Source organism: Sphingomonas sp. AC435, from assembly GCF_979253005.1.
In genome coordinates this window covers 45,026-66,787 of the sequence record NZ_CEEDCJ010000011.1, presented here as the reverse complement: position 1 = coordinate 66,787, position 21,762 = coordinate 45,026, and the positions used below count along the sequence as shown (strand labels likewise).

26 protein-coding genes are annotated in these 21,762 nt (G+C 63.0%); 17 read left to right on the top strand and 9 right to left on the bottom strand.

From position 1 onward, the window contains the following. Positions 1-158: 158 nt before the first annotated feature. Entirely contained in the window at positions 159-551 is a 393-nt protein-coding gene (locus AC0CH8_RS17040; protein ID WP_465240902.1) for a hypothetical protein, read from the top strand. 110 nt (positions 552-661) lie between these two features. On the opposite strand, the gene AC0CH8_RS17035 is transcribed toward AC0CH8_RS17040, so the two are convergent. Further along, positions 662-1,519 (bottom strand): serine hydrolase, encoded by an 858-nt coding sequence (locus tag AC0CH8_RS17035; protein WP_465240901.1) that lies wholly within the window; start codon positions 1,517-1,519, stop codon positions 662-664. A 480-nt stretch (positions 1,520-1,999) separates the two neighbouring features. On the opposite strand from AC0CH8_RS17035, the gene AC0CH8_RS17030 reads away from it, so the two are divergent. After that, positions 2,000-2,830, top strand: a complete 831-nt coding sequence (locus tag AC0CH8_RS17030) for an aldo/keto reductase (RefSeq protein WP_465240900.1) — start codon at positions 2,000-2,002, stop codon at positions 2,828-2,830. A 109-nt stretch (positions 2,831-2,939) separates the two neighbouring features. Here AC0CH8_RS17030 and AC0CH8_RS17025 read toward each other — a convergent pair whose 3' ends face one another. Beyond that, positions 2,940-3,266: a hypothetical protein gene (locus tag AC0CH8_RS17025; protein WP_204199778.1), complete on the bottom strand. Its 327-nt coding sequence runs from the start codon at positions 3,264-3,266 to the stop codon at positions 2,940-2,942. A gap of 99 nt (positions 3,267-3,365) precedes the next feature. On the opposite strand from AC0CH8_RS17025, the gene AC0CH8_RS17020 reads away from it, so the two are divergent. The 3 genes from AC0CH8_RS17020 to AC0CH8_RS17010 all read left to right on the top strand — a co-directional run bounded on the left by AC0CH8_RS17020 (position 3,366) and on the right by AC0CH8_RS17010 (position 5,319). After that, positions 3,366-3,515, top strand: a complete 150-nt coding sequence (locus tag AC0CH8_RS17020) for a hypothetical protein (RefSeq protein WP_204199779.1) — start codon at positions 3,366-3,368, stop codon at positions 3,513-3,515. 1,179 nt (positions 3,516-4,694) lie between these two features. Continuing rightward, positions 4,695-4,991 (top strand): sel1 repeat family protein, encoded by a 297-nt coding sequence (locus tag AC0CH8_RS17015; protein WP_204199780.1) that lies wholly within the window; start codon positions 4,695-4,697, stop codon positions 4,989-4,991. Positions 4,992-5,079: 88 nt separating this feature from the next. Continuing rightward, positions 5,080-5,319 carry a DUF6894 family protein gene (locus tag AC0CH8_RS17010; RefSeq protein ID WP_465240899.1) on the top strand — a complete coding sequence of 80 codons (240 nt, stop codon included), beginning with the start codon at positions 5,080-5,082 and terminating at the stop codon, positions 5,317-5,319. Positions 5,320-6,130: 811 nt separating this feature from the next. Here AC0CH8_RS17010 and arsH read toward each other — a convergent pair. The 5 genes from arsH to AC0CH8_RS16985 are packed head-to-tail and all read right to left on the bottom strand — an operon-like array spanning position 6,131 to position 9,387. Then, positions 6,131-6,895 carry an arsenical resistance protein ArsH gene (gene arsH / locus AC0CH8_RS17005; RefSeq protein WP_204199782.1) on the bottom strand — a complete coding sequence of 255 codons (765 nt, stop codon included), beginning with the start codon at positions 6,893-6,895 and terminating at the stop codon, positions 6,131-6,133. Beyond that, complete coding sequence (gene arsN2 / locus AC0CH8_RS17000) at positions 6,895-7,332, bottom strand: arsenic resistance N-acetyltransferase ArsN2 (protein ID WP_465240898.1); 438 nt, start codon at positions 7,330-7,332, stop codon at positions 6,895-6,897. The genes arsH and arsN2 overlap by 1 nt, the downstream gene beginning before the upstream one ends. Beyond that, positions 7,329-8,615 (bottom strand): arsenic transporter, encoded by a 1,287-nt coding sequence (locus AC0CH8_RS16995; protein ID WP_465240897.1) that lies wholly within the window; start codon positions 8,613-8,615, stop codon positions 7,329-7,331. The genes arsN2 and AC0CH8_RS16995 overlap by 4 nt, the downstream gene beginning before the upstream one ends. Further along, complete coding sequence (arsC, locus tag AC0CH8_RS16990; protein WP_204199785.1) at positions 8,615-9,043, bottom strand: arsenate reductase (glutaredoxin); 429 nt, start codon at positions 9,041-9,043, stop codon at positions 8,615-8,617. Before arsC ends, AC0CH8_RS16995 begins: the two co-directional genes overlap by 1 nt. A gap of 11 nt (positions 9,044-9,054) precedes the next feature. Beyond that, positions 9,055-9,387, bottom strand: a complete 333-nt coding sequence (locus AC0CH8_RS16985; protein WP_204199786.1) for an ArsR/SmtB family transcription factor — start codon at positions 9,385-9,387, stop codon at positions 9,055-9,057. Positions 9,388-9,852: 465 nt separating this feature from the next. Between AC0CH8_RS16985 and AC0CH8_RS16980 the strand changes: the two genes are divergently transcribed. Continuing rightward, the gene (locus AC0CH8_RS16980; RefSeq protein ID WP_192191471.1) at positions 9,853-10,485 is read left to right on the top strand and encodes a tyrosine-type recombinase/integrase; all 633 of its coding nucleotides are present in this window, start codon (positions 9,853-9,855) and stop codon (positions 10,483-10,485) included. Between the two features lie 213 nt (positions 10,486-10,698). Here the strand turns inward: AC0CH8_RS16980 and AC0CH8_RS16975 are convergent, their stop codons facing one another. Beyond that, positions 10,699-11,547 (bottom strand): oxidoreductase, encoded by an 849-nt coding sequence (locus AC0CH8_RS16975; protein WP_192191472.1) that lies wholly within the window; start codon positions 11,545-11,547, stop codon positions 10,699-10,701. Between the two features lie 49 nt (positions 11,548-11,596). Here AC0CH8_RS16975 and AC0CH8_RS16970 point away from each other — a divergent pair, with 49 nt between their 5' ends. The 10 genes from AC0CH8_RS16970 (at position 11,597) to AC0CH8_RS16925 (ending at position 19,927) form a co-directional block, all read left to right on the top strand. Then, a complete protein-coding gene (locus tag AC0CH8_RS16970) occupies positions 11,597-12,196 on the top strand; it encodes a TetR/AcrR family transcriptional regulator (protein ID WP_465240896.1) in 600 nt (199 codons plus the stop codon). A 180-nt stretch (positions 12,197-12,376) separates the two neighbouring features. Next, positions 12,377-12,676, top strand: coding sequence for a hypothetical protein (locus AC0CH8_RS16965; protein WP_056533129.1), 300 nt, complete (start codon positions 12,377-12,379; stop codon positions 12,674-12,676). Positions 12,677-12,759: 83 nt separating this feature from the next. Then, positions 12,760-13,470 (top strand): SDR family oxidoreductase, encoded by a 711-nt coding sequence (gene bdcA, locus AC0CH8_RS16960; protein ID WP_465240895.1) that lies wholly within the window; start codon positions 12,760-12,762, stop codon positions 13,468-13,470. Positions 13,471-13,739: 269 nt separating this feature from the next. Further along, positions 13,740-14,243 carry a sigma-70 family RNA polymerase sigma factor gene (locus AC0CH8_RS16955; protein ID WP_056533124.1) on the top strand — a complete coding sequence of 168 codons (504 nt, stop codon included), beginning with the start codon at positions 13,740-13,742 and terminating at the stop codon, positions 14,241-14,243. Further along, the gene (locus tag AC0CH8_RS16950; RefSeq protein ID WP_056533121.1) at positions 14,233-14,874 is read left to right on the top strand and encodes an NrsF family protein; all 642 of its coding nucleotides are present in this window, start codon (positions 14,233-14,235) and stop codon (positions 14,872-14,874) included. The genes AC0CH8_RS16955 and AC0CH8_RS16950 overlap by 11 nt, the downstream gene beginning before the upstream one ends. 112 nt (positions 14,875-14,986) lie before the next feature. Further along, positions 14,987-15,568: a DUF308 domain-containing protein gene (locus tag AC0CH8_RS16945; RefSeq protein ID WP_056533118.1), complete on the top strand. Its 582-nt coding sequence runs from the start codon at positions 14,987-14,989 to the stop codon at positions 15,566-15,568. Between the two features lie 61 nt (positions 15,569-15,629). Then, on the top strand, positions 15,630-16,055 hold the full coding sequence (locus AC0CH8_RS16940; protein WP_204199789.1) for an organic hydroperoxide resistance protein: 426 nt from the start codon (positions 15,630-15,632) through the stop codon (positions 16,053-16,055). An 85-nt stretch (positions 16,056-16,140) separates the two neighbouring features. Further along, a complete protein-coding gene (locus AC0CH8_RS16935; protein WP_465240894.1) occupies positions 16,141-17,526 on the top strand; it encodes an FAD-containing oxidoreductase in 1,386 nt (461 codons plus the stop codon). Then, positions 17,526-18,257, top strand: a complete 732-nt coding sequence (locus tag AC0CH8_RS16930; RefSeq protein ID WP_211534539.1) for an aspartate/glutamate racemase family protein — start codon at positions 17,526-17,528, stop codon at positions 18,255-18,257. Before AC0CH8_RS16935 ends, AC0CH8_RS16930 begins: the two co-directional genes overlap by 1 nt. After that, positions 18,254-19,927: an alpha/beta hydrolase gene (locus tag AC0CH8_RS16925; protein ID WP_465240893.1), complete on the top strand. Its 1,674-nt coding sequence runs from the start codon at positions 18,254-18,256 to the stop codon at positions 19,925-19,927. The genes AC0CH8_RS16930 and AC0CH8_RS16925 overlap by 4 nt, the downstream gene beginning before the upstream one ends. A gap of 45 nt (positions 19,928-19,972) precedes the next feature. Here the strand turns inward: AC0CH8_RS16925 and AC0CH8_RS16920 are convergent, their stop codons facing one another. Further along, entirely contained in the window at positions 19,973-20,833 is an 861-nt protein-coding gene (locus AC0CH8_RS16920; protein ID WP_204199793.1) for a LysR family transcriptional regulator, read from the bottom strand. A gap of 102 nt (positions 20,834-20,935) precedes the next feature. Between AC0CH8_RS16920 and AC0CH8_RS16915 the strand changes: the two genes are divergently transcribed. Then, entirely contained in the window at positions 20,936-21,760 is an 825-nt protein-coding gene (locus AC0CH8_RS16915) for an oxidoreductase (RefSeq protein ID WP_204199794.1), read from the top strand. Positions 21,761-21,762: the final 2 nt, after the last annotated feature.

Here is a 21,762-nt window from a genome sequence, read left to right as displayed (position 1 = left end):
TCGCAGCGGAGCTCCTTGACCTATAACTCTACATATGCCGTAATAGCATGAGGAGAATGGCTGGATGAGCAGGGCCTATGATGCCACGGCAGCTGAAGCCGGCGTGCAGCATCCATAGCCGTACCCGCCCCGCGTCGGGCGAGCAGGAGAACTTGGCTATGTGGCGTTGGATCACCATCGGGATTATTTCTGTAGGCGTTCTGCTGACCGCCGTTCTGATCATCAGCGCTCGAAAGCCGGCTGCTCGGCTGGGCGAAAACGGAACGTTCGTCAGCGACTGCTGCGGCACGATAACGCTCGCCGATGGCAAGATGCTGCTCAATGAGCAGCGAAGCATCGGATACAAGGTGATGAGAGACGCGAATGGCCCGTACATTCTGCCGCGTGTCTACATCGGTGCCGTGCCGGACTTTGGCTTCGATGTGGACGGTACCCGCTCGATATTGAAGCTGAGGCTCGACAGGCTTCCCGCGCCTACCAGGATCGTCCTCCATGAGGGGCTGACGCCCTACGCGTTCAAACGTCAGGATCCAGCCGCTACGCGTCGTTGACCTGCTAGCCTTACGAGGCTGATCGACAGCTCGCTTTCGCGGCAGCTGGAAGAGCGAAACATCTACCAGCCTAGGTAACATTCCTCGCGCGATTCAGGCGTCGAATTTCGTCACCGCACTTTCATGAAGAGCGTCACTGCGTTGCGGACGCTATCTGCAAAGCGGTTGTAGATCACGCGTGCTACCTCGGCGATCGCCGGTTGGCGATCGCGGCCGCCGCGTGCAAAGACAGCGACTGCCACGCGGCGGCCATCCGGCATTGTCATGAAGCCCACATCATTGGTGATACCGTCCAACGTGCCGGTCTTGTTCTCTACTCGGGTACCTGCGGGTAGCAACGCGCGGATGCGTCGGGTTCCTGTTGCACAGCGGTTCATCAGATCAAGCAGGAAGGCGCGGCTTTGCGCCGTTAGAATCGTGCCGTTGTCGAGCTTCGTCAGCAGCGTGACCATCGCGACTGGAGTGGCGACATCCTTACTGTCGGCCAGATGACCTTTGTCTCGCAACAATTGGGCGATCGAACGGTCGATACGAATGCCAGCAATCTTCTGGGCCAACAGCCACTGTTGAACCGCAGCCGGACCGCCAAGCGTTGCAAGCAATTGATCAGTTGCCTGGTTATCACTTCGAATAATCATCAGCTCCATAACCTTAGCCGCAGGCCGGCCAGCGATCATGTCACTTAAGCCTCGTCGCCCCTGGTCGACGTCAGCGAGGTAGGCAGCCGCGATGGCGAGCTTCACCGTGCTCGCCATTGCGAACGGTGTGTCGCCATTGATGGAAACCATCGAGCCGTCGCGAAGGTCGAGTGCTGCGATGCCGTAGCTTCCAGAGCGTCCCGCGACCAAAGTGCTGAGCTCGCGTTCAAGGCTGATGAGTTCAGGTGAGGTCGCGACAGCCGGTGCGGAGACGAGGATGCTGGCGGCGATACCGCGAGTAAGAAGCTTGCAAAGCGGGCGCGGGCGCATTGATCGTCCTTAGGCATCATTCTTGGTGGCGTCTTCATGCTTAGCCACAAGCTTGCGCATGCGATCCGCATGCGGATCAAGGCCCACATCTATTGGTCGCAAAAACAGTCTTAGCTACTACGGCCCACTGACTCGTCAAACAAGGGCCTGCGGAGCCAACTGGCCTGCTACTCACCCTCATTGGGTGGCGCCGCCGGGATCTGGCAACGCCTGATCGTAGCCGGACCGCCACGCCTTCATCCATCTCGCCCTCTCATAACAGAAGGGGAGAGTACAGGCTGGTTGGGCGGGCGCCGGACTAGCCCCGTCACTTACGTGACGAAGACCCAAACCCGGACATTCGCGAGCTCTTTGTTGCTTCCGAAGATCCTTCGTCCGTTCACCTCGTCCAGATGCCTGCCGTGTCGGCCAGGCGCAGGGACGCGCCCAGTCGGAAGCTTGTCAAGGCGACCCGAACCTCATGCTGCGCGTTGCATCATCATGAAGAGGATTGCTTTGCCCGACGGCACCATGGTCCCTGCGCTCGGCCAAGGCACATGGAATATGGCGGAGGACGCTAATCGCCGTGTCGATGAAATCACGGCGCTGCGCACTGGAATCGATTTCGGTATGACGCTTATCGACACCGCAGAGATGTATGCGGACGGCGAGTCCGAGCGGCTCGTTGGAGACGCGATCTCCGGGCGCCGGCAGGACGCGTTCCTCGTCAGCAAAGCCTATCCCCAAAACGCGTCACGTGCGCGTCTGCCAAAGGCATGCGAAGCCAGCCTGCGTCGCCTCGGCACCGATCGACTTGACCTCTATCTGCTGCACTGGCGCGGAGCGGTTCCGCTAGCCGAGACCATCGAGGCGATGCAAAGGCTGGTCGACGCGGGCAAGATCCTGCGTTGGGGCGTCAGCAACCTGGACACCGACGATATGGAGGAGTTGATGGCCGCAGGAGGTCAGCCATGCGCGGCCAACCAGATCCTCTACAACCTGACGCGGCGCGGACCCGAGCACGACCTGCTGCCCTGGCTCGCCGCGCATGCGATACCAGCAATGGCGTACAGCCCGGTGGAACAGGGCAGGCTCGTCGCGGATACCGGATTACAGTTGCTCGCCGCCGAAATCGGCAAGACGCCGGCGCAGCTCGCGCTGGCATGGCTGCTCGCGCAGGACAACATCGTTGCCATTCCCAAGGCGGGTCGCAGCGCTCATGTCCGCGATAATCGTGAAGCCGCCGACCTGGTGCTCAGTACCGACACGCTTGCGCGGCTCGACCAACTGCACCCTCGGCCGCGAGGACGCGTACCGCTCGAAATGCTCTAGCTACCTTGAAACGCCGCTAAATCACTCAGCAGTAATGGATCGGGCCTAAGTCGCGATAAGGTATCAGGACGATACCCTCATCGTCGAACCACCACACCCAGCCGATCTACTAAACCGCTGCCAAAGCTTCTTCGTGATAGGAGTTCATCCGCTGCATCGCCTGCTCGCTCAAGGTGATCATCTCGCCATCGACCACAATCATGCCATCGGCATGAAGGTGTTTTATCCAGCGATCACCGACCTTCTTGTTCTTCGACGTAAGATTGACAGCATTGTCGATATACATTTTCTGCTCACGCAAAGCGGCAATATACATATGGAGCATCATATCCCAGGCATATTCGTCAAAGATGTCTGCTGGAAAGTGGCCATACCGTAACGCCCTGAGCGCCACCTGGGACTTTGCGAGATCGAGGCAACCATCAAATGCGGCCATAAAGCGCTCCAGATCAATGCTAAGGCCGTAGGAGCCAGAAGGCAGGAGGTATACGATCCCCTCGTCGCGGCATCGGCGTAATGCCACATGGAGGCACGCATGACGAGTCATTTGGAGCACGAGCAACTGCTGGCGCATCTTGAGGACGCGCTTGCCGAAGCGGAGCGCATTGGAAGCACATTGGCGGCGGCGATGATCGCCGACTGCATCGCTGCACTCGAGAGGACCTCTTCGCCAAACCTCCTATGACACATAGGTGTTTAGGATCGCCGGCGCGGCGGCATCATGTCGACTTGAAGAAGTTTCAGCAGGCTGTGGCGGCCACCGGTACCGATCCGCTGCGTTAAGTCGCACGCGCCTCCTTCTATTTGAAGTTTGTATCCCCAGTGTCACGTTGCCGTGACGTAATGAACGCCGGTAAGCGGCACTGTCGATCGCCTGGTGATGACCGGCGGTAGATCTGACATCAGCCTTGGGCGATGGTCCACGTCTCGGCGTCTAACGTCAACTCCTCGTCGGCGTGATTGCAATCCAGAGATCATGGAGACCAGCTGCCTCGTCGTCGTCGACGACTTCCTCTTCTACCGCGTAGCTGTCACACTCTCGCCGACGTGAAATCCCAGCTGCCCCCCCCCCCCTCGCATTCAAACACCAGCGCGGCGCCCGGAGCCAAGCGCTTTGGCCACATCGATTGTCCCCACCTTGCCGATATCGACCGCGGGGAACCTGGCGGCAGCGGCTCAGGCAGTGGTGGCGCATCGTCCGATCTTTATCTCGTCGGATAGCAGGCGTGAGCTCAACTCGACCGATTGATGGTAGGGAGACAGAGCGTCCCGGTCAGATAACCCATGTCTACGAAGAATGATTCACCCAAACTGACAGTCGAAAGCGCTGAACGTTTCGGTCGGGCCATTGTTAAATATGGCGAGGCTGCGCAGGGTGGCAGTCTTGACGATCGACCGGCTGACGCACCCTGTTTGCGCTTCCCCCATTCGCGAACCTCCCCCGTCAGCCGGTCCCCTCGCAACACGTCATTCTGCCAACAGACTCGCCTCATTGAGGCTGAGGTACGTGTTCGTTGAGCCGTCGCTCGGCCGCGGCCAAGGCAACTGATAGATGTGCGGCGACCAGCGGTTCGCTGACAGTGTCAGCGATCTCAAGCGCCTGGTGTATCAGCGCCACGGCAGTGCGAAGTTCAGACTGCTTGAGCATCTTACATCATCCGCTCGACAATGACCGGGTAGGCGACACGCTCCCCGTCCAACCCGAGTCGCCCGCCCGATCCTTACCTATGTTGTGCGCCACTGTAGCTAGCATAGGAACGGTTAAAGCAGTTCCAACGAGTATGAGCCGTTAACCATTTGAGAAGGCACTGTCCTTCAATCGCCGGGCTGCAAACTGCAAGCGTATGTAGCGAAGGGACCAGCGGTGGTTAACAGTCTCAAAAGTGCTCAATTCCTGATCGAAAGCCGTATGGCCGATGCCAGCGCAGGTAACGGTGACGCACTTTTCGATCTCGGCATCTGCTATCAGACGGGCACGTCCGGTGTCGCCATCGACCTGATCGAGGCGCATAAGTGGTTCAACCTTGCCGCTGTATCCGGCCTTGCCGCCGCACAGGGCGCGCGCACCGAAGTGGCCGAGGACATGACCGCCCGCGAGATCGCCACTGCACAGGCCGCAGCTCGAGCTTGGCTCGGCACAACTCGGCGGATGGCAGCATAGGCCACTTGTCTCGCTAGTTTTGGTCAGCTTGATCGAGGCAAGGGATGGATCCTGGCAGCGGCGCTATGCGGTTTGCGGGAGATCATGGATGCCGCGCTACCACCTGAACCTCTACAATGACGAAGTGACGATCGATCACGAAGGCGTAATCCTGCCCGATCTGGACGCGGTAAAGCGTTATGCAATTCATGGCGGCAGGGAGGTGATTGCTGCTCACGTGATGGCCGGGAAGGCTCTCTTCATGTCGCACCACATCGACATCACGAACACCGAGGGTGCGGTTTTGCACTCCGTCGGTTTCGGCGACCTCGTGCAGGTTCGAAGCTGAATGCCTCGAGCACGAGCACGCCGTTGACGCTGCATTGGGTGCGGCACCACCACACTCGGCCAACGTGGAAAGTCTTCGTCTGTGTTCAGCAATGCCCCTATCGAAGCGCCTTCGATCAAGATCGATAGGCGGGCGTTGAACCAGGCGCATGAGGAAATCCGCGCTGCGTTGACAGAACTTCGCGGTCAACTTGCTGCCACCAAGCCGGTCCTGCCGGCCCTGACAGCAACGAGAATGAAACTGGCGAGGGCGAACCGCGCACGGTCGGAAGCAATGGAGGCGCTCCTTGATCAGATCACGCGGCGCGGCGGTATAGCTATGTCACGAGCTACATCGATGCAGACTGACCTCCGTCGCTTTCACGCTTCAGCCAGCTCCCACATCGCTCGATGGGGTTGCCCGCATATCACTGCTGATTGGCAAGGATACCGCGAAGCATCGCTGGCATTAAGCCGAGCCACAGTCGCTCAGATGACGGCCAAGATACTCATGCTCGACAAAATAGATCGTCTGGCGAACCGGCCCTAGCCGCCGCCACGAAGCATCACGCTTTACTGCTGGGCATAGCCACGTCGATCCTGCCGCACAGCTGCGGGCGGGAGTATGGTGCTCGAGAGGATCAATTCGATGAAAACGACCCATCCCGGCCGTTCACGCCCTCCTTCTCGCTGCCCGATACCTGCCGCTCGTTCATCTGAGCGGATTGACGGCTGCGACGCGGCCAACAGCACTTCGGAACGGATCGGATTGGGGACTTTCCTGCCAGTCAACTTTCAGGATTGGAACGGTCGAAAGCCACCGGTACTTGGTGTCACAAACGTTCGGTTGTGACGCCTACCCCAGTCGTGGCGATGCTCGACAGATCGGTTGTGGGGTCGATCGGCACCCCGGCTTCCTTTCGTTCGGAGTAGCGATCGACGAGCTGAACCGCATGGGGCCGAAGCAGCACCGTGAACCGCACCAGCTCCTCCATCACGTCAACGATCCGATCGTAATAACTGGACGGCTTCATGCGCCCGGCATCGTCAAACTCCTGAAATGCCTTGGCGACGCTCGACTGGTTCGGGATCGTCACCATTCGCATCCAGCGGCCGAGAACGCGCAGCGTGTTGACGCTGTTGAACGACTGCGAACCGGCCGAAACCTGCATGACCGCGAGCGTGCGGCCCTGTGTCGGTCGCATCCCGCCTATGGAGAGCGGCAGATGGTCGATTTGCGTTTTGATGATGCCCGTGACCTGGCCGTGCCGTTCGGGCGAACACCACACATGACCTTCCGACCACATCGACAGCTCGCGTAGTTCGTGGACGGCGGGATGATCGTCGCCGGCGACCTGATCGGGCAGCGGCAGCGCCGAGGGATCATAGATGCGCGTCTCGCACCCGAAGAATTGCAGCAGCCGCGCCGCTTCCTCGACACACAGCCGCGAGAACGACCGCTCGCGCAGAGAGCCGTAGAGCAACAGGATACGCGGCGGGGGATCACCCGCGCCGAGACCGAGGGCGGGCCGTTCGATTGCATAGCGCCGATCAAGCGCGGGCAGGTGATCGGGATCGGAGAGCTGGCGCAGCGGCATTAGAGGGCTTTCACGAGATAGGCGGCCAACACCGGACAGAGCGCGATGAACTCACGCGAGCTGGCGATCGACGCCGGGGCCGTCGCGCGATCGGCCGCAGCGTAGCCACTAGCAGCGAAGAACGGTGCGGCCGTGTTGGTGAGCAGGTGAAGGCGGACGACGCCCAGCTCGCACGCGCGGGCTTCAAGCAGGCCGAGCATGACGCGGCCCAAGCCGTCGCCGCGCCGATCGGCGACGACCAGGAGCGAGCGGAGCAGGCGATCCGTCCCCTGCCCTTCAAGCCCGCCATAGCCCACCGGGCCGGCGTCATCATCGAACCGGAAGAAGGCCCGGCCGGAGTCGACCAGATCGGCGACAGGCAGGCCCGAGGCCGCGAGCGCGTCGCGCAGCCCGTCCAGATTGTCGGGATCGAGCGCGGTGACACGCAGTGCCGTCATGCCATGCTGATCCTGATCGCGAGCGCCGCGAGCGTCACCAGCAGCACCGGGATCGTCAGCGTCGCGCCGACCTTGAAGTAATAGCCCCAGCCGATGCGGATGCCCTTCTGCCCGAGGACATGCAGCCACAGCAGCGTCGCGAGTGAGCCGATCGGCGTGATCTTTGGCCCGAGGTCGCAGCCGATGACGTTGGCGTAGATCATCGCTTCCTTGATCGCGCCCGTGGCGTGCGTTGCGTCGATCGACAGCGCGCCCACCAGCACGGTCGGCATGTTGTTCATCACCGACGACAGCAGCGCGGCGATGATCCCGGTGCCGAACGCCGCGCCCCATACGCCGCCTTGCGCGGTGCGATCGAGCAGGCCGGCAAGATGATCGGTCAAGCCAGCATTCCGCAGGCCATAGACGACCAGGTACATGCCGAGCGAGAAGATCACGACCTGCCACGGCGCGCCGGCCAGCACCTTGCGCGTCTGGATGACATGGCCGCGCGCGGCGATGACGAACAGGAGGACCGCGCCGGCAGCGGCAACGGCGCTGACCGGTACGCCGACGGGTTCAAGCAGGAAGAAGCCGGCGAGCAGCAGGGCAAGAACCACCCAGCCCGCCTTGAACGTGGCATGGTCGCGGATCGCGTCAGCTGGCGCGCGGAGCTGCGCCACGTCATAGCGGGCCGGTATGTCGCGCCGGAAGAACAGCAGCAATGCGATCAGCGTCGCGGCGATCGACGCCAGATCGACCGCCACCATCACCGAGGCATAATCGGCAAAGCCGATCCGGAAGAAGTCGGCCGACACGATGTTGACGAGGTTGGAGACAATCAGCGGCAGGCTGGCAGTATCTGCGATGAACCCCGCCGCCATCACGAACGCCAGCGTCGCCTTGTCTTTGTACCCAAGCGCGCGCAGCATCGCGATAACAATCGGCGTCAGGATCAGCGCCGCGCCATCGTTGGCGAACAACGCCGACACCGCCGCGCCGAGCAGCACGATCAGCACAAACAGCCGGCGACCATGCCCCCGACCCCAGCGCGCGATGTGGAGAGCCGCCCATTCGAAGAACCCGGCTTCATCGAGCAATAGGCTGACGATGATGATCGCGACGAACGTCGCGGTCGCATTCCAGACGATACTCCACACCACCGGTACGTCGGCGAGCGAGACGACACCGACAAGCAGCGCGATTGCCGCTCCGCCTAGTGCGCTCCATCCGATGCCGAGGCCCTTGGGTTGCCATATGACGAGCGCGATCGTGGCGACGAAGATAGCGAGCGCGAGCAGCATCAGGCGATGCGCTGACCCGAGGCGTCCACGACCTGTTCGCCGTCTTCCTTGGGAAACGCACCCTGTTGCGGTTCGGGCAGCAGATCGAGGACCGCTTCGGACGGTCGGCACAGCTTCACGCCGAGCGGCGAGACGACCAGCGGCCGGTTGATGAGAACCGGATGCGCCATCATCGCGTCCACCAGCGCGTCGTCCGACAGCGCGTCGTCACCAAGGCCCAGTTCCGCATAGGGCGTCCCCTTCTCGCGCAGCAGATCGCGGGGCGTGATTCCGGCGCGGTCGATCAGTTCGACCAGCAACGCGCGCGAGGGCGGGGTTTTCAGGTATTCGATAACGTGCGCCTCAATGCCGGCATTGCGGATCATCGCCAGCGTGTTGCGCGACGTGCCGCACTCGGGGTTGTGATAGATCACGATATCGACGGCCACGGCGCGTCCTTTCAGCAGCAGGGGGTGAGTTCGGCCAGGAGCGGCGCGCACAGCTCGGGCGAGCCGGCGCAGCAGTCTTTGACGAGGAACAGCGTCAACGCGCGCAGCCCGTCCAGATCGGCGCGGTAGATGATCGAACGGCTATGCCGTTCGGAGCGGACCAGACCGGCGCGCGCGAGAATCGCAAGGTGCGCCGACATGGTGTTTTGCGGCACGTCGAGCTGGCGGGCGACTTCACCAGCGGCGAGGCCGTCAGGTTCGTGTCGCACCAGCAGGCGGAACACATCGAGCCGCGTGCTTTGCGCGAGCGCGCCCAATGCGGAGATAGCCGGCTGATTTTCCATATATCCAGCTTAGAGGATATATGAAGCGGCAGGCAATCCGGTCATTTCGGCGAAACCAGGCTCGCAACGCCTTCCGGCTCGGACAGGCTATTAGGCGCAGCTCGCGCGCCGGTCTTTCCCGAGGACCAGCAGCATGATTGATTTGGACGACCCCCAGGCCGTCAAGGAAGCGTCGCGCCAAAATCGCGAGCGTCGCCTTCGTGGCCTCCCAAGACCAATACGCCCCACCCCGCCAACTGACGATTAGGACATGTGGTGTCGCAACCAGTCGGTTGTGACGCTGCAGATCCCGCCACGTCTTCCAAGGGTCTCCGTGTATCAGAATTCCGGTTCAGAATGTCCGCTCCCGAGATCGGCACGTGCCTCGGCTACGACCGTCTTTGGGTCGGTTGCTGACAGAGCGGCGTGCAATCCTTCCCGTGACCACGTTCAGTAAACGGCCAATCACGGCCGTGGAGACGAACGATGGGACACGCACAATATGATCCTGCCACGCATCGCCGCCCTGTGTGGAATGCGGGCAAGACAGTCGGCACGAAGCGACCGCTGACGCAAAAGCAAATCTGGGCCGTTCGCTTCTTCTTGGATCGGGAGTGCCGTCTCCGCGACAGGGCGCTCTTCGACCTGGCGATCGACAGCAAGTTGCGAGGCTGTGATCTCGTAAAAATCAAGATCGGCGACCTCGTCTCCGGGGCTGATATTAGAACCCGGGCGATCGTTACACAGCAGAAGACCGGACGCCCTGTCCAATTCGAGCTCACGGCCGATGTCAGAGCAAGCCTTCTCGCGTGGCTCGAACGCCGAGGTGGTAGCGTCCAGGACTACGCATTTCCGAGCCGCGTCGACCACGCGGGGCACCTTAGCACGAGGCAATATGCTCGTTTGGTGGATGAGTGGGTCGACGCGGTCGGACTTCGCCGCGCCGAATACGGGACGCACTCGCTTCGTCGCACGAAAGCGTCGATGATCTACAAGGCCTCCGGCAATCTCCGGGCGATCCAGATCCTGTTGGGCCACACGAAGATCGAGAACACTGTAAGATACCTCGGCGTGGACATCGAGGATGCCCTGACCCTCGCAGAACGCACCGAAATTTAACATTGGGGCGGCCCATCTGACGACGGATGGGTCGTTCCTATGCCCGGCGAGATCCGCCCCAAATCTCGCTACTCCTAGACGATGTTGTGGACGGCAGCATTCTTCAAGACCGGTCGCCTACATCACAGAAGTTGGTCCAACAGCGACGCTCTTTGCATCTGCCTCTTCGGCCCACGAACGATCGTTCCGCAAGCCGTACTTCGATCCGACCACTTAATGGGCACCAAAGCCCGTTGAACGAGAAAGCACTTCCCAGCGACCAACCTCCGCCCGCATATCGTCTAGTTTCTCATCGACCAGTCCGAGGGCATCTTCGCCGAGGAACAGCCGAGTCGGCGGGTTCTTCTCCTCAACTATCGCCAGCAGCGCCCGCGCCGCCTTCGTCGGATCGTTCGGCTGATTGCCGCTCTTGGCCTGTCGCGCAGCCCTTATGGGGTCCATCACTGCGTCATAATCCGCGATGCTACGCGGCGTCCGATCCATCGAGCGGCCAGCCCAGTCTGTGCGAAACTGCCCCGGTGCCAGCGTCGTAACTTTTATACCGAACGCAGCCACCTCCTTGCCGAGCGCCTCAGAAATGCCCTCCAGCGCGAACTTGCTGCCGCAATAGAAGCTGATCCCTGGCATGGTGATGAACCCGCCCATAGAGGTTACGTTGACGATATGCCCGCGGCGGCGCTTACGCATACCGGGCAACACGGCCTGCATCATCGCAACCGGACCGAACACATTCGCGGCGAACTGCCGCTGGAGATCATCCATCGACGATTCCTCGAGCACACCTTCATGGCCGTAACCAGCGTTGTTCACCAAGACATCGATAGGACCGTCATCGCGCTCGGCTGCGGTTATCGCCAGAGGAATGGAAGCGAAGTCAGTCACGTCGAGCAGCATCGGGCTCGCGCGGTCCGGTGCGAGTGAAGCGAATGCGTCCGCATCTTCCTGGCGCCGCACCGTCCCGATGACCCGGTGACCGGCCTTCAAGGCGCCCTCAGCAAATGCTCGGCCAAGCCCAGAGCTGACGCCGCTGATCAGAAAAACTTTTTGGCGATTGTCTGTCACGCGTACACTCCTGCAGGACAAGCTGTCTATATCATGATATAGATGTGCAATGAGTGAACACAAGATGGAAGCAGGTATGAAGCGTCGGGGGGAACCGGTGCGCCAGCGTGTGCTCGATGCGGCAGAGCGTCTCCTGCGTGATGGCAAGGCAGAGTTCTCGATGCGTGATCTTGCCTCGGAAGCCGGGGTCAGCTTCGCGACACCCTTCAATCAGTTCGGCAGCAAGCCGGCGATCATGCACGCGCTGTCGGCGCGCCGCATAGACGCGATGCTGACGCGCTTAAGTGAAACGCCGCAGCCGCAGCACGCCGCCGACCGTGTAGCGCTGGCTATCGACATCGCAGTCGCGGTCATGCTCGACGAGCGGATCGTGAACCGCGCGGTCATGGCCTGGATAGGGACCGGGAGCGCGGCGTCGGGCGAAGTGAGATCAAATTCCACCGCCTTATGGGCACACGCCCTCGGCGACGGAATCGGACTATCTTCGCCCCGCCGGGATGAGGCATGCCGCATTCTGCCTTCGCAACTCGCGCTCGCTTTCCGGGGCGCGCTGTCCTTCTGGACCGCCGGCGAGCTTGCCGATGAGGAACTCGGCCAGGCTGCGCGGCAGATCGCCGGCACGCTTCTTCGAGCATATTCTTTCGACTAGGGGGCGGGAGCTGGAGCTCTTGAAGCCAGCGTTCAACAACGAAGTCTGTTTCTTGTGCGGAGCCGCCGTTCGCGCGGCGCATGCCGATCGAGCGGCCCAGCCAGCTGCCCACAAAGCTGAACGGAGAGAGTTCAATCCTGTAAGTTTACGATCATTGTTGATCGGTCCAGATGCGTGCCGATGGCACATGCAACTCTAATCGTGATGTGCAGCGGCGGCACCTATTTCGATCGCGACCATTACGTCGACGCTCACCTACCCTTGGCGCTTGCCTGCTGGCAGCGGCACGGGCTGAAGAGCGCCTCCGCCTTCTTCCCACGTGACGCCAACGCTGCGGATGTTTCCGTGGGTATCTACCGGTTCCGCGACGAGGACGCGCTGCACGCCGCACTCGCATCAGCCGAAGCGGATGCCGTGATGGCCGACGTTCCCCGCTTCACGGATGCAACCGTGTCCCGGATCGTGGGCACGCCGTTCTAATCGTACCGAGCCTCGCTTGGGCGGAGCTGACGGCGAAGGGCACTGACCGACCCACTTCCTTTCAAAAATACAGGGCAAGCGCGATGACGTTTTCTGATCTCAAGGTATTCGTCGTCGGCGGCAGCCGCGGCATCGGCGCCGCGATCGTGCGGCGTTTCGCCGCCGCCGGCGCAACGGTGATGTTCACCTATGCCGCTTCGGCCGCGGCGGCGGACCAGCTCGCCGCCGAGACCGGTGCGCAAGCGCTCCAGGCGGATGCGGGGACGCGCGACGAGCTGATCACGGCGATACGTGACGCCGGCCCGATCGACATCTTCGTCTATAATGCCGGTCTGCTGGTGTTCGGCGATCCGCTGACGCTCGATGCCGACGAGGTTGACCGCATGATCGACGTCAATGTGCGGGGAGCCTATTTTGGCAGCGTCGAGGCGTGCCGCCTGATGCCCGACGGTGGGCGCATCCTCGTCATCGGATCCGACACTGCCGACAGCATGCCGTTCCCGGGCCTCGCGGCGTACGTGCTGACCAAGGCGGCGGTGCAGGGCATGGCGCGCGGTCTGGCCCGCGACCTGGGTCCACGCGACATCACGATCAACGTGATTCAGCCAGGCCCTACCGATACCGACATGAACCCGGCCGACGGTCCGCGCGCGGCCGGCATGCTCGAGCCGATGGCCATCAAGCGCTACGGCACCGCCGACGAGGTCGCGAGCCTGACGCTCTATCTCGCCGGACCGCAGGCACGCGGGATAACGGGTGCAATGCACACGATTGACGGCGGCTTCGCCGCCTGATTTCCGGCATTCACCCAGCCAGCCAAGCAGAAAATGGCGACATGGACGATCCGGTCGAAATCGTCAGCGTCGATGCCATCTGTCAGGTCACGACCGAAACTCGCTTCGAAAAAAGTTCGACATCGAGTGACCGACAACGCTTAGCGCGCGAATAAGAGATCATGCGCTCGGACTTCCTCTCGAGATTGATCTCAAGGCCCTCGCCGAGCACGGCGCCGGTCAGCCGTGAGCGTCCGTCCCGAACCGCGCCGGACGCCTGGAGCAGCCTGATGGTGGCGGCGCAGAACGGACACGGCGGCGCCTATCGGCGGCTCCTTGGCGAGATGTCGGAGTGGCTCACGCGCTACTTTCAGCGGCGCCTGCCACCAGGCGACGTGGACGACGCCGTCCAGGAGACGCTGTTCGCAGTCCATCGGCGACGCCACACCTATGATCCTCAGTACCCCCTGGGCCCCTGGCTGGCGGCCATAGCCAAGAACAAATGGGTCGACCAGCTGCGCAGTCTGGCGCGTCGCCCAAGGGACGAGCTGCCCGACGAGATCGCCGTCAGCGACCACGAGGCCTCGGTGGTCAGCAGCTCGGTTCTGGCCAGCCTGCTCGACGAGCTCCGCCCCGCGCAGGCCCAGGCGATCCTGCTGGTCAAGGTGCGGGGCTACAGCGTGGAGGAGGCGTCAGGCGAGATCGGCCTTTCCGTCTCCGCCGTGAAGATGAACATCCACCGCGGGCTGGCGCGCCTGACGGCCATCATTGAGAAGACTCCCGATGTCGAGTGAATCCCTGATCGTTGATCTATCATCCGACCTCGTGCCCGTGCAGCGCCGCAGCATGGTGCGTGAAGGCGGGCTCGTCCTCGCGCTCGGCGCGGTGGAACTCGCGCTGTTCCTGGGCCTGGGCGCGATGCGGCCGGACATGAGCCACATGGCCGGTTCGCCCTATCTGCTGTGGCGGGTGGGAAGCCTCGGCCTGCTCGCCGTGGTCGCCTGCGTGCTGGCGATCCGCTCCTTTTCCCCGACGGCGCGGCCGCGCCAGGGGCTGATGCTCGCCTGCGTCCTGGCGATCGCAGCCATCGTGGTAGGCGCCTTCGTCACGCCCGACGGCGCGGGCGAGCGGGGGCTGCTGGATCGCATCGATCCGGCCAGTGGCATGCTGTGCGCCGCGTCTATTTTCGTGCTCTCGCTGCCGATTGTGGCGCTGCTAGGCGCTCTGATGCGGAGGGCCGCGCCGACCCAGCCCCGGCTCAGCGCGCTCGCCTCCGGCATCGCCGCCGGCGCCTGCGGAGCCTTCGTGTTCGCCTTCTGCTGCCCCTTCAACGACCCGCTCTACGTGGTAGTTTGGTATTCCGTCGGGTGCGCCGCCGTGGCGGCCGCTGCCCGATGGCGCCTGCCGCGACGCTTCCGACTTTGAACTGATCCGACGCGGCAGATCACGAGCCGCACAATCCCTAACCAGCGATCACCAACCCACCCGGATTTCGGGACGGGAGACGTGTGCCTGCATCACAGAAAGGAACCATGCCATGAAGACCATCACCGCCGCTAAGTCCCCGGATCGCGACTGGCTCAAGACCTACTACTATCTGCGCTTCGCGGTCTCCGCGATCTGGGTCGCGCTCGCCTTCACGGTCGCGAAGGCCATGCCGCCGCTGGCTGCGGTGATGCTCGTCGCCTATCCCGCATGGGACGCGCTGGCGAACTATCTCGACGCCAGCCGGAGCGGCGGCCTGACGCGCAACAAGAGCCAGATGCTCAACTTCGTCGTCAGCGTCGTGACCGCCGTCGCCGTCGCCGCGACCTTGCCGCACGGCATGCATCCCGTCCTCCAGATCTTCGGCGTGTGGGCCGTACTCTCCGGCCTCTTTCAACTCCTCACCGGAGTAAGCCGCTGGAAGTCCTATGGCGCGCAGTGGGCGATGATCCTGAGCGGCGCCCAGTCGGGTCTCGCCGGAGCGCACATGCTCAGCAAGGCCGCCGGCGCGGCGCCGGTCAGCATCGCCGACATCGCGCCCTACGCCGCCTTCGGCGCCTTCTACTTCCTCATCTCGGCGGTCTTGCTGACCATCAGCGACGCGCGCCGACGCTCGAACGCGGTCGCGGCCTGACGCGTACGCCAACACCTTTGGCGCCGGACCTGTCTGCGCCGCTCCACGAAAGGATTGAACCATGTCCATCGACGTCAAATACCGCACCGCCGCCACCGCGAACGGGGGCCGCGATGGACGCACCCGCACCGAGGACGGGAAGCTCGACCTCCAGCTGTCCACGCCGAAGGCGCTCGGCGGCGCCGGTGGCGAGGGGACCAACCCGGAACAGCTGTTCGCGTCGGGTTACGCCGCGTGCTTCCTCAGCGCGATGAAGTTCGCCGCGCACGGGCTGAACCTCCAGGTCCCGACGGGTGCGGCGGTGACGGCGACCGTCGGGATCGGCATGCGCAGCGAAGGCGGCTTCGGTCTGGATGTCGAGCTTGCCGTGGCGCTGCCGGGCGTAGAACGCAACGACGCCCAACGTCTGGTTGAGGCTGCTCACCAGACCTGCCCCTACTCCAATGCGACGCGAGGCAATATCGACGTTCGCCTCAGCATCGTCTGACCTTGATGGGTCTGGCCATGTCCGAACCCGTCCCCTTTCCGAGCGGCGCTTCGCGCCTTGGCAAACATCGAAAGGTAGCCTTCGCATGCGCAGCTTCGACGCAATCATCATCGGCGCCGGCCAGGCGGGTCCGGCGCTCGCCGGCCGGCTGAACGATGCCGGCCTGTCGGTCGCCATCATCGAGCGCCATCATGTTGGCGGCACATGCGTCAACACCGGGTGCAGGCCTACCAAGACGCTCGTGGCGAGCGCCTATGCCATCCACACCGCGCGGCGTGGCGCAGACTACGGCTTCAGTGTCGCAGGGCCAGTTGACGTCGACATGAAGGCAGTCGCAGACCGGGCGGACAGGATCATCCGGGATGGACGGGCGGGTAACGAAAGCTGGCTGTTCGGCATGGCCAACGTCGAGCTCATCCGGGGGCATGCGCGCTTTGAGAGTTCCGGCGTCGTCACCGTTGATGGGGAACGACTGACCGCACCGCGCATCTTCATCAACGTCGGCGGCAGGGCTGTGGTGCCGGAAATGCTGGGCGCGGACCAGGTGCCGCTCCTCACCAATACCGACATCGTCGCGCTCGACGCGCTTCCCCGGCATCTCGTGGTGATCGGCGGAAGCTACATCGGGCTAGAGTTCGCCCAGATGTATCGGCGCTTCGGCGCCGAGATCACAATTGTGGAGCGGATGGACCGGCTCATCGCGCGGGAGGACCCCGACGTGTCGGACGCCGTCCGACAAATCCTAGAGGCCGAGGGCATCACGATCCGGACGGGTGCGGACTGCATCAGCTTCGCGCGCAGCGGCGCGGACGTCGAGGTGCGTGTGGACTGCGCTGAGGACGCGCAGCCGGTCGTCGCCAGCCACGTCCTGATGGCGGTCGGGCGGCGGCCGAACACCGACGACCTCGGGCTGGAGGTCGCCGGCGTGGCAGTGGATGCACGCGGCTATATCACCGTGGACGACAGGCTGGAGACCAGCGTCCCGGGCATCTGGGCGCTGGGCGACTGCAACGGTCGCGGCGCCTTCACGCACACTGCCTATAACGATTTCGAGATCGTCGCCGCGAACCTCTTGGACGGGGAGGACCGCCGGGTCAGCCAGCGTCTGCCTGGCTACGCGCTCTACATCGATCCTCCGCTCGCACGGGTGGGCATGACCGATGCCGAGGCGGCCAGGACCGGACGACGGCTGCTCCATTCCAAGCGGCCGATGTCCCGCGTCGGTCGCGCAGTGGAGAAGGGCGAGACGCAGGGGTTCATGAAGGTCGTGGCCGACGCCGAGACCCGCCGCATTCTCGGCGCAGCGATACTGGGAACGAGCGGCGACGAGGCGATCCACGGCGTCCTCGACATGATGAATGCCGACCAACCGATCGAGCAGCTTCGCTGGGCGGTGCCCATCCATCCCACAGTGTCAGAACTGATCCCGACATTGCTGCTCGATCTTCAACCTGGGAATGGAGAGGCGTGATGCGAATGATCGGTCTGATTGGAGGCATGAGCTGGGAAAGCTCGGCGGAATATTATCGCCTCCTCAACGAAGGCGTTCGCATCCGTTTGGGTGCAACCGCTTCGGCCCATTGCCTTTTATGGTCGTTCGATTTTGCGGAAATCGAGGCGCTGCAACATGCCGGCGACTGGAGCCGCCTCACCGAGCGGATGGTGGACGCCGCACGGCGGCTGGAGGCAGCCGGAGCGGACCTGCTTCTGATCTGCACGAACACCATGCACAGGATGGCGCACGACGTGCAAAGCTCCGTTAGCATTCCGCTGATCCACATCGCCGATCCCACCGCGGAGCGGATCGTGGCCGCCGGGCTCCAGAAGGTCGGGCTGCTCGGCACGGCATTCACCATGGAGCAGGATTTCTACAAAGGGCGCCTGACCGAACGCTACGGTTTGGAGGTGATAGTTCCCGAGGAGCAGGACCGCGCGACCGTGCACCGGATCATCTATGATGAATTGGTCACAGGACGGATAGAGTCCTCGTCGCGAGAGGCCTACCGGGCGGTGATCAGGCGTCTTGTCGGTGCCGGTGCCCAGGCGGTGATCCTTGGCTGTACCGAAATCATGCTGCTTATCGGCCAAGAAGACAGCCCCGTGCCGATATTCGACACCACGGACATTCATGCGGCAGCGGCGCTCGATCATGCGCTGGGCACCGTCAAGGGCATCGATAAAGCGCGACGGACTGCGGAGTGAGCAACGAAGCGATCATCGAGACTGAACCGCGCCGGGAAGCATCGTCGAAGGCGACCCGCTTCATCTTAGCATCGGGACTGGCGTCGCTCCTCATCGGCGCTGCGGAGCCCGAAACGCGGGTCGCCGTGACGCTGCAGCCCGACCTCGCCGAGGACGCGAGCGGCCGGCTGCTGTTGTTCGCCGCACGGGCGACGAGCGAAAATATGACAAGCGACGCTGTCGACCTTGAGCGTGGAGAGGACGTATCGGTCGCGGCGCGCGACGTGGCGAGTTTTGGAACCAGTCGCTCCGCGACGATCAATACACGGACAGCGGCCTTCCCCGCCAGCTTCGCAACGCTGGCGCCGGGCACCTACCGCGTGCAGGCGGTGCTCGATCGCAACGGCGACTACAACTTTACCGGTCGGGGACCTGGGGACCTCGCATCCAAGGTCGTCACAGTACACTTCCCGCTATCATCGATGCCGACCCTCCAACTCGAGCATGCGGTGCCGCCGGAGACCGACCAGTTCGACACGACCGGGCTGCCTCTCGTCGCGGCGGAGCAGATCGCCGCATCCCGACCGCATCTTCACGATGAGCGAATGCCATCCAAAGTGCTGACGCGCTTTCACGGCGCGAACCAGGCGGTGGCCGCATGGGTGCTGACCCCGCCGGGCTATAACGCCATGTCGCGCACGACCTATCCCACCGTCTACACGGCCACTGCGTTCGGCACGGGACACAAGCTGGCCGGCCAGCAGCTTTCGCGCATGTGGCACCTGATGAAAACCGGCGTCATGCCGCCGATGATCTGGGTCGCCCTTGATCACTCGTCTCGGAACGGCACGACTGAATTCGCCGACGGCGTGAACAACGGCCCTTTGGGCGAGGCGCTGGTCGAGGAGGTTATTCCCGCCCTCGAAGCCAAATACAGAATGGATGCCAAACCGTCCGGCCGTTTTCTGACGGGGCACAGCTCGGGCGGCTGGTTCGCGCTCTGGGCTATCGTCCGCTACCCGCAACTCTTCGGCGGCAGCTGGGCGACGGCGCCCGACCCGGTCGATTTCCACGACTTTCTCGGCGTCGATCTCTATGCAGCCGGCGCGAACATGTATCGTGCCCCTGACGGCAAGCCGCGCCCGCTCGAACGCGATCACGACAAGGTGCTCGGCACTATCGAGGAAGCTGCCCGGCTGGAAAGCGTTCTCGGTCACAGCGGCGGGCAGCTCCGCTCGTTCGAATGGGTCTTTTCTCCTCGCCAGCGCGACGGCGAGCCCGCCTTCCTGTTCGACCGGGAAACTGGCGCTGTCGATCCTGCCGTCGCGGCCTATTGGCGTGAGCGCTACGACATCGGGCACCGGATCGAAGCCGACTGGCCGCGGCTGGGCAGGTATGTCGATGGCAAGGTCCATGTCGTGGTTGGAACCGCCGATTCCTACTACCTCGACGGTCCGGTGCGTCAGCTCGATGCCGCGTTTCGCAAAGTCGGCGGTCACGCCGACTTTCGCTACGTGCCAGGCGCGACGCACAGCATGCCGATGCTCTACACGACAGACGGCGACCGCAACGCATTGTGGAAGGAGATGTCGCGCGCGATATATGCGATGGCCAGACCCGGCCAAATGTGGGGTGCACCTTCTCGCGCCGTTTTCACCCCGCCACCGCCCGCGCGAGCGCGCCAGCACTGATCTTGCAGTTTATCCGGAAGCCTTGAGTCACTGCTGGGCCGCACATCATGCGGTCGCGTTTACGAGATGGTCCGTTACCGTCGAGATGAATGCGCGAAGACGCTGAAGACGCCGTAGGTCCCGGTGGTATCCCATCCAGATGTCTCGCGCTGGAGGTTGCGTCGGCACTTCCAGTGTGCGGATCCCCGGGATCTGATTGCCGACTACGCGGGGCAGGACAGCGATGCCAATGCCTTGCCGGCACATGCGCCCCTGGACGTTGCGGTTGTTCGATCGCACGACCGGTCTTGCGTTCGGGAAGCTCTCGATGAGCCACGCGATGTCGGGAAAATGACCCGTGGATGTGTCGTGGGTGATCAGCCGGGATCCGGTCCCGTCGCCATATTTGGGATCAGCTGCTTCCTCGGCGATGTAGGCGCCATATTCGAGCCTGAAGAGCCGCCGCTGAACGACATCGGCAGTGTCGAACGGAACAATACGAAAGGCGACGTCGGCCTCCCGTTGGGCAAGGTTGAACAGGCGCGTGCCGGTCAGTATCTCGACGTCGACATTGGGATAGGCCTTTGAGAAGTCCGCCAGGATGGGGGGCAGGACATAGGCCCCGAACCAGTCCGCCGACGAAATGCGCAGACTGCCCTTGAGATCCTGCTCCTGCCCTGCAAGCCGACGCTCCATGGCCAGCGCGCCTTCTTCCATCTGCTCGGCCAGCGCGATGACACCCTGGCCCTCATCGGTCAGGACAAGACCGTCCGCTGTACGCTGAAAGAGCGTGTGACCGATTGCCTGCTCCAGTGCGCGGAGGCGCCTGCCGACGGTCGGATGGCTTGTCTGAAGAGTGCGCGCGGCGCCACCGAGCGTACCAGCTCGCGCGACAGCGAGAAAAACCCTGACGTCACTCCATTCCATCGCCGCCACCCGCACAAAACTGAACGCGTAGAATACAGCTACGTCAGTTCAAGAACAAATCTAAACACCTAGATCTTCTCCATCATCTGGAGGTTCATAGTCATGAAAACCTGGCTCATCACAGGCTGCTCGAGCGGCTTCGGCCAACGGCTTGCGCTCGCGACGGCACGCCGGGGCGATCGGGTCGTCGCGACGGCCCGCAACGTCAAGGCGATCGAGGAGATGGCGGAGCCATTCGACGATCGCATGATCACCTTGCAACTCGACGTAACTGATGCGGGGGCGGCCAGGGCGGCGATCGCAAAGGCTGTCGATGCCTTTGGCGGGATCGACGTCCTCGTGAACAATGCCGGCTACGCACTGTTCGGTGCGATCGAGGAAGGCAGGCCCGAGGAATATCGGCCGATGTTCGAGGTGAACGTCTTCGGTCTGATTGAAACCACCAGAGCCGCGCTTCCGGCTTTGCGACGTTCGGGCGGAACGATCGTCAACATGTCGTCCGGTGCCGGCATCGAGGGCCGCGGCGGCGGAGGTTATTATCACGCCGCCAAGTTCGCCGTGGAAGGGATTTCCGAAGCGCTCGCCGGCGAGCTAAAGCCGTTCGGCATTCGCGTGCTGATCGTCGAGCCTGGGCCGTTCCGCACCGATTTCCTGGGCCGTTCGATCACGATGGCGGCTAACGAAATGCCGGAATACGCGGCAACCTCGCGCAGGAACTATCGCGACACCAACGACGGCAATCAGGCGGGCGATCCCGACAAAGCGGTGGCGGTGATCCTCGAGGCAGTCGACGCCGAAGACGCCCCACTTCATCTCCCGCTCGGCCCGGCGGCGCACACAATCGCCGAGCGCAAGCTGGCAGCGTTCCGCAGCGACATCGACGCCTGGCGCGATATCACGATCGCCACCGATTTCGACCGGGGCTGAGC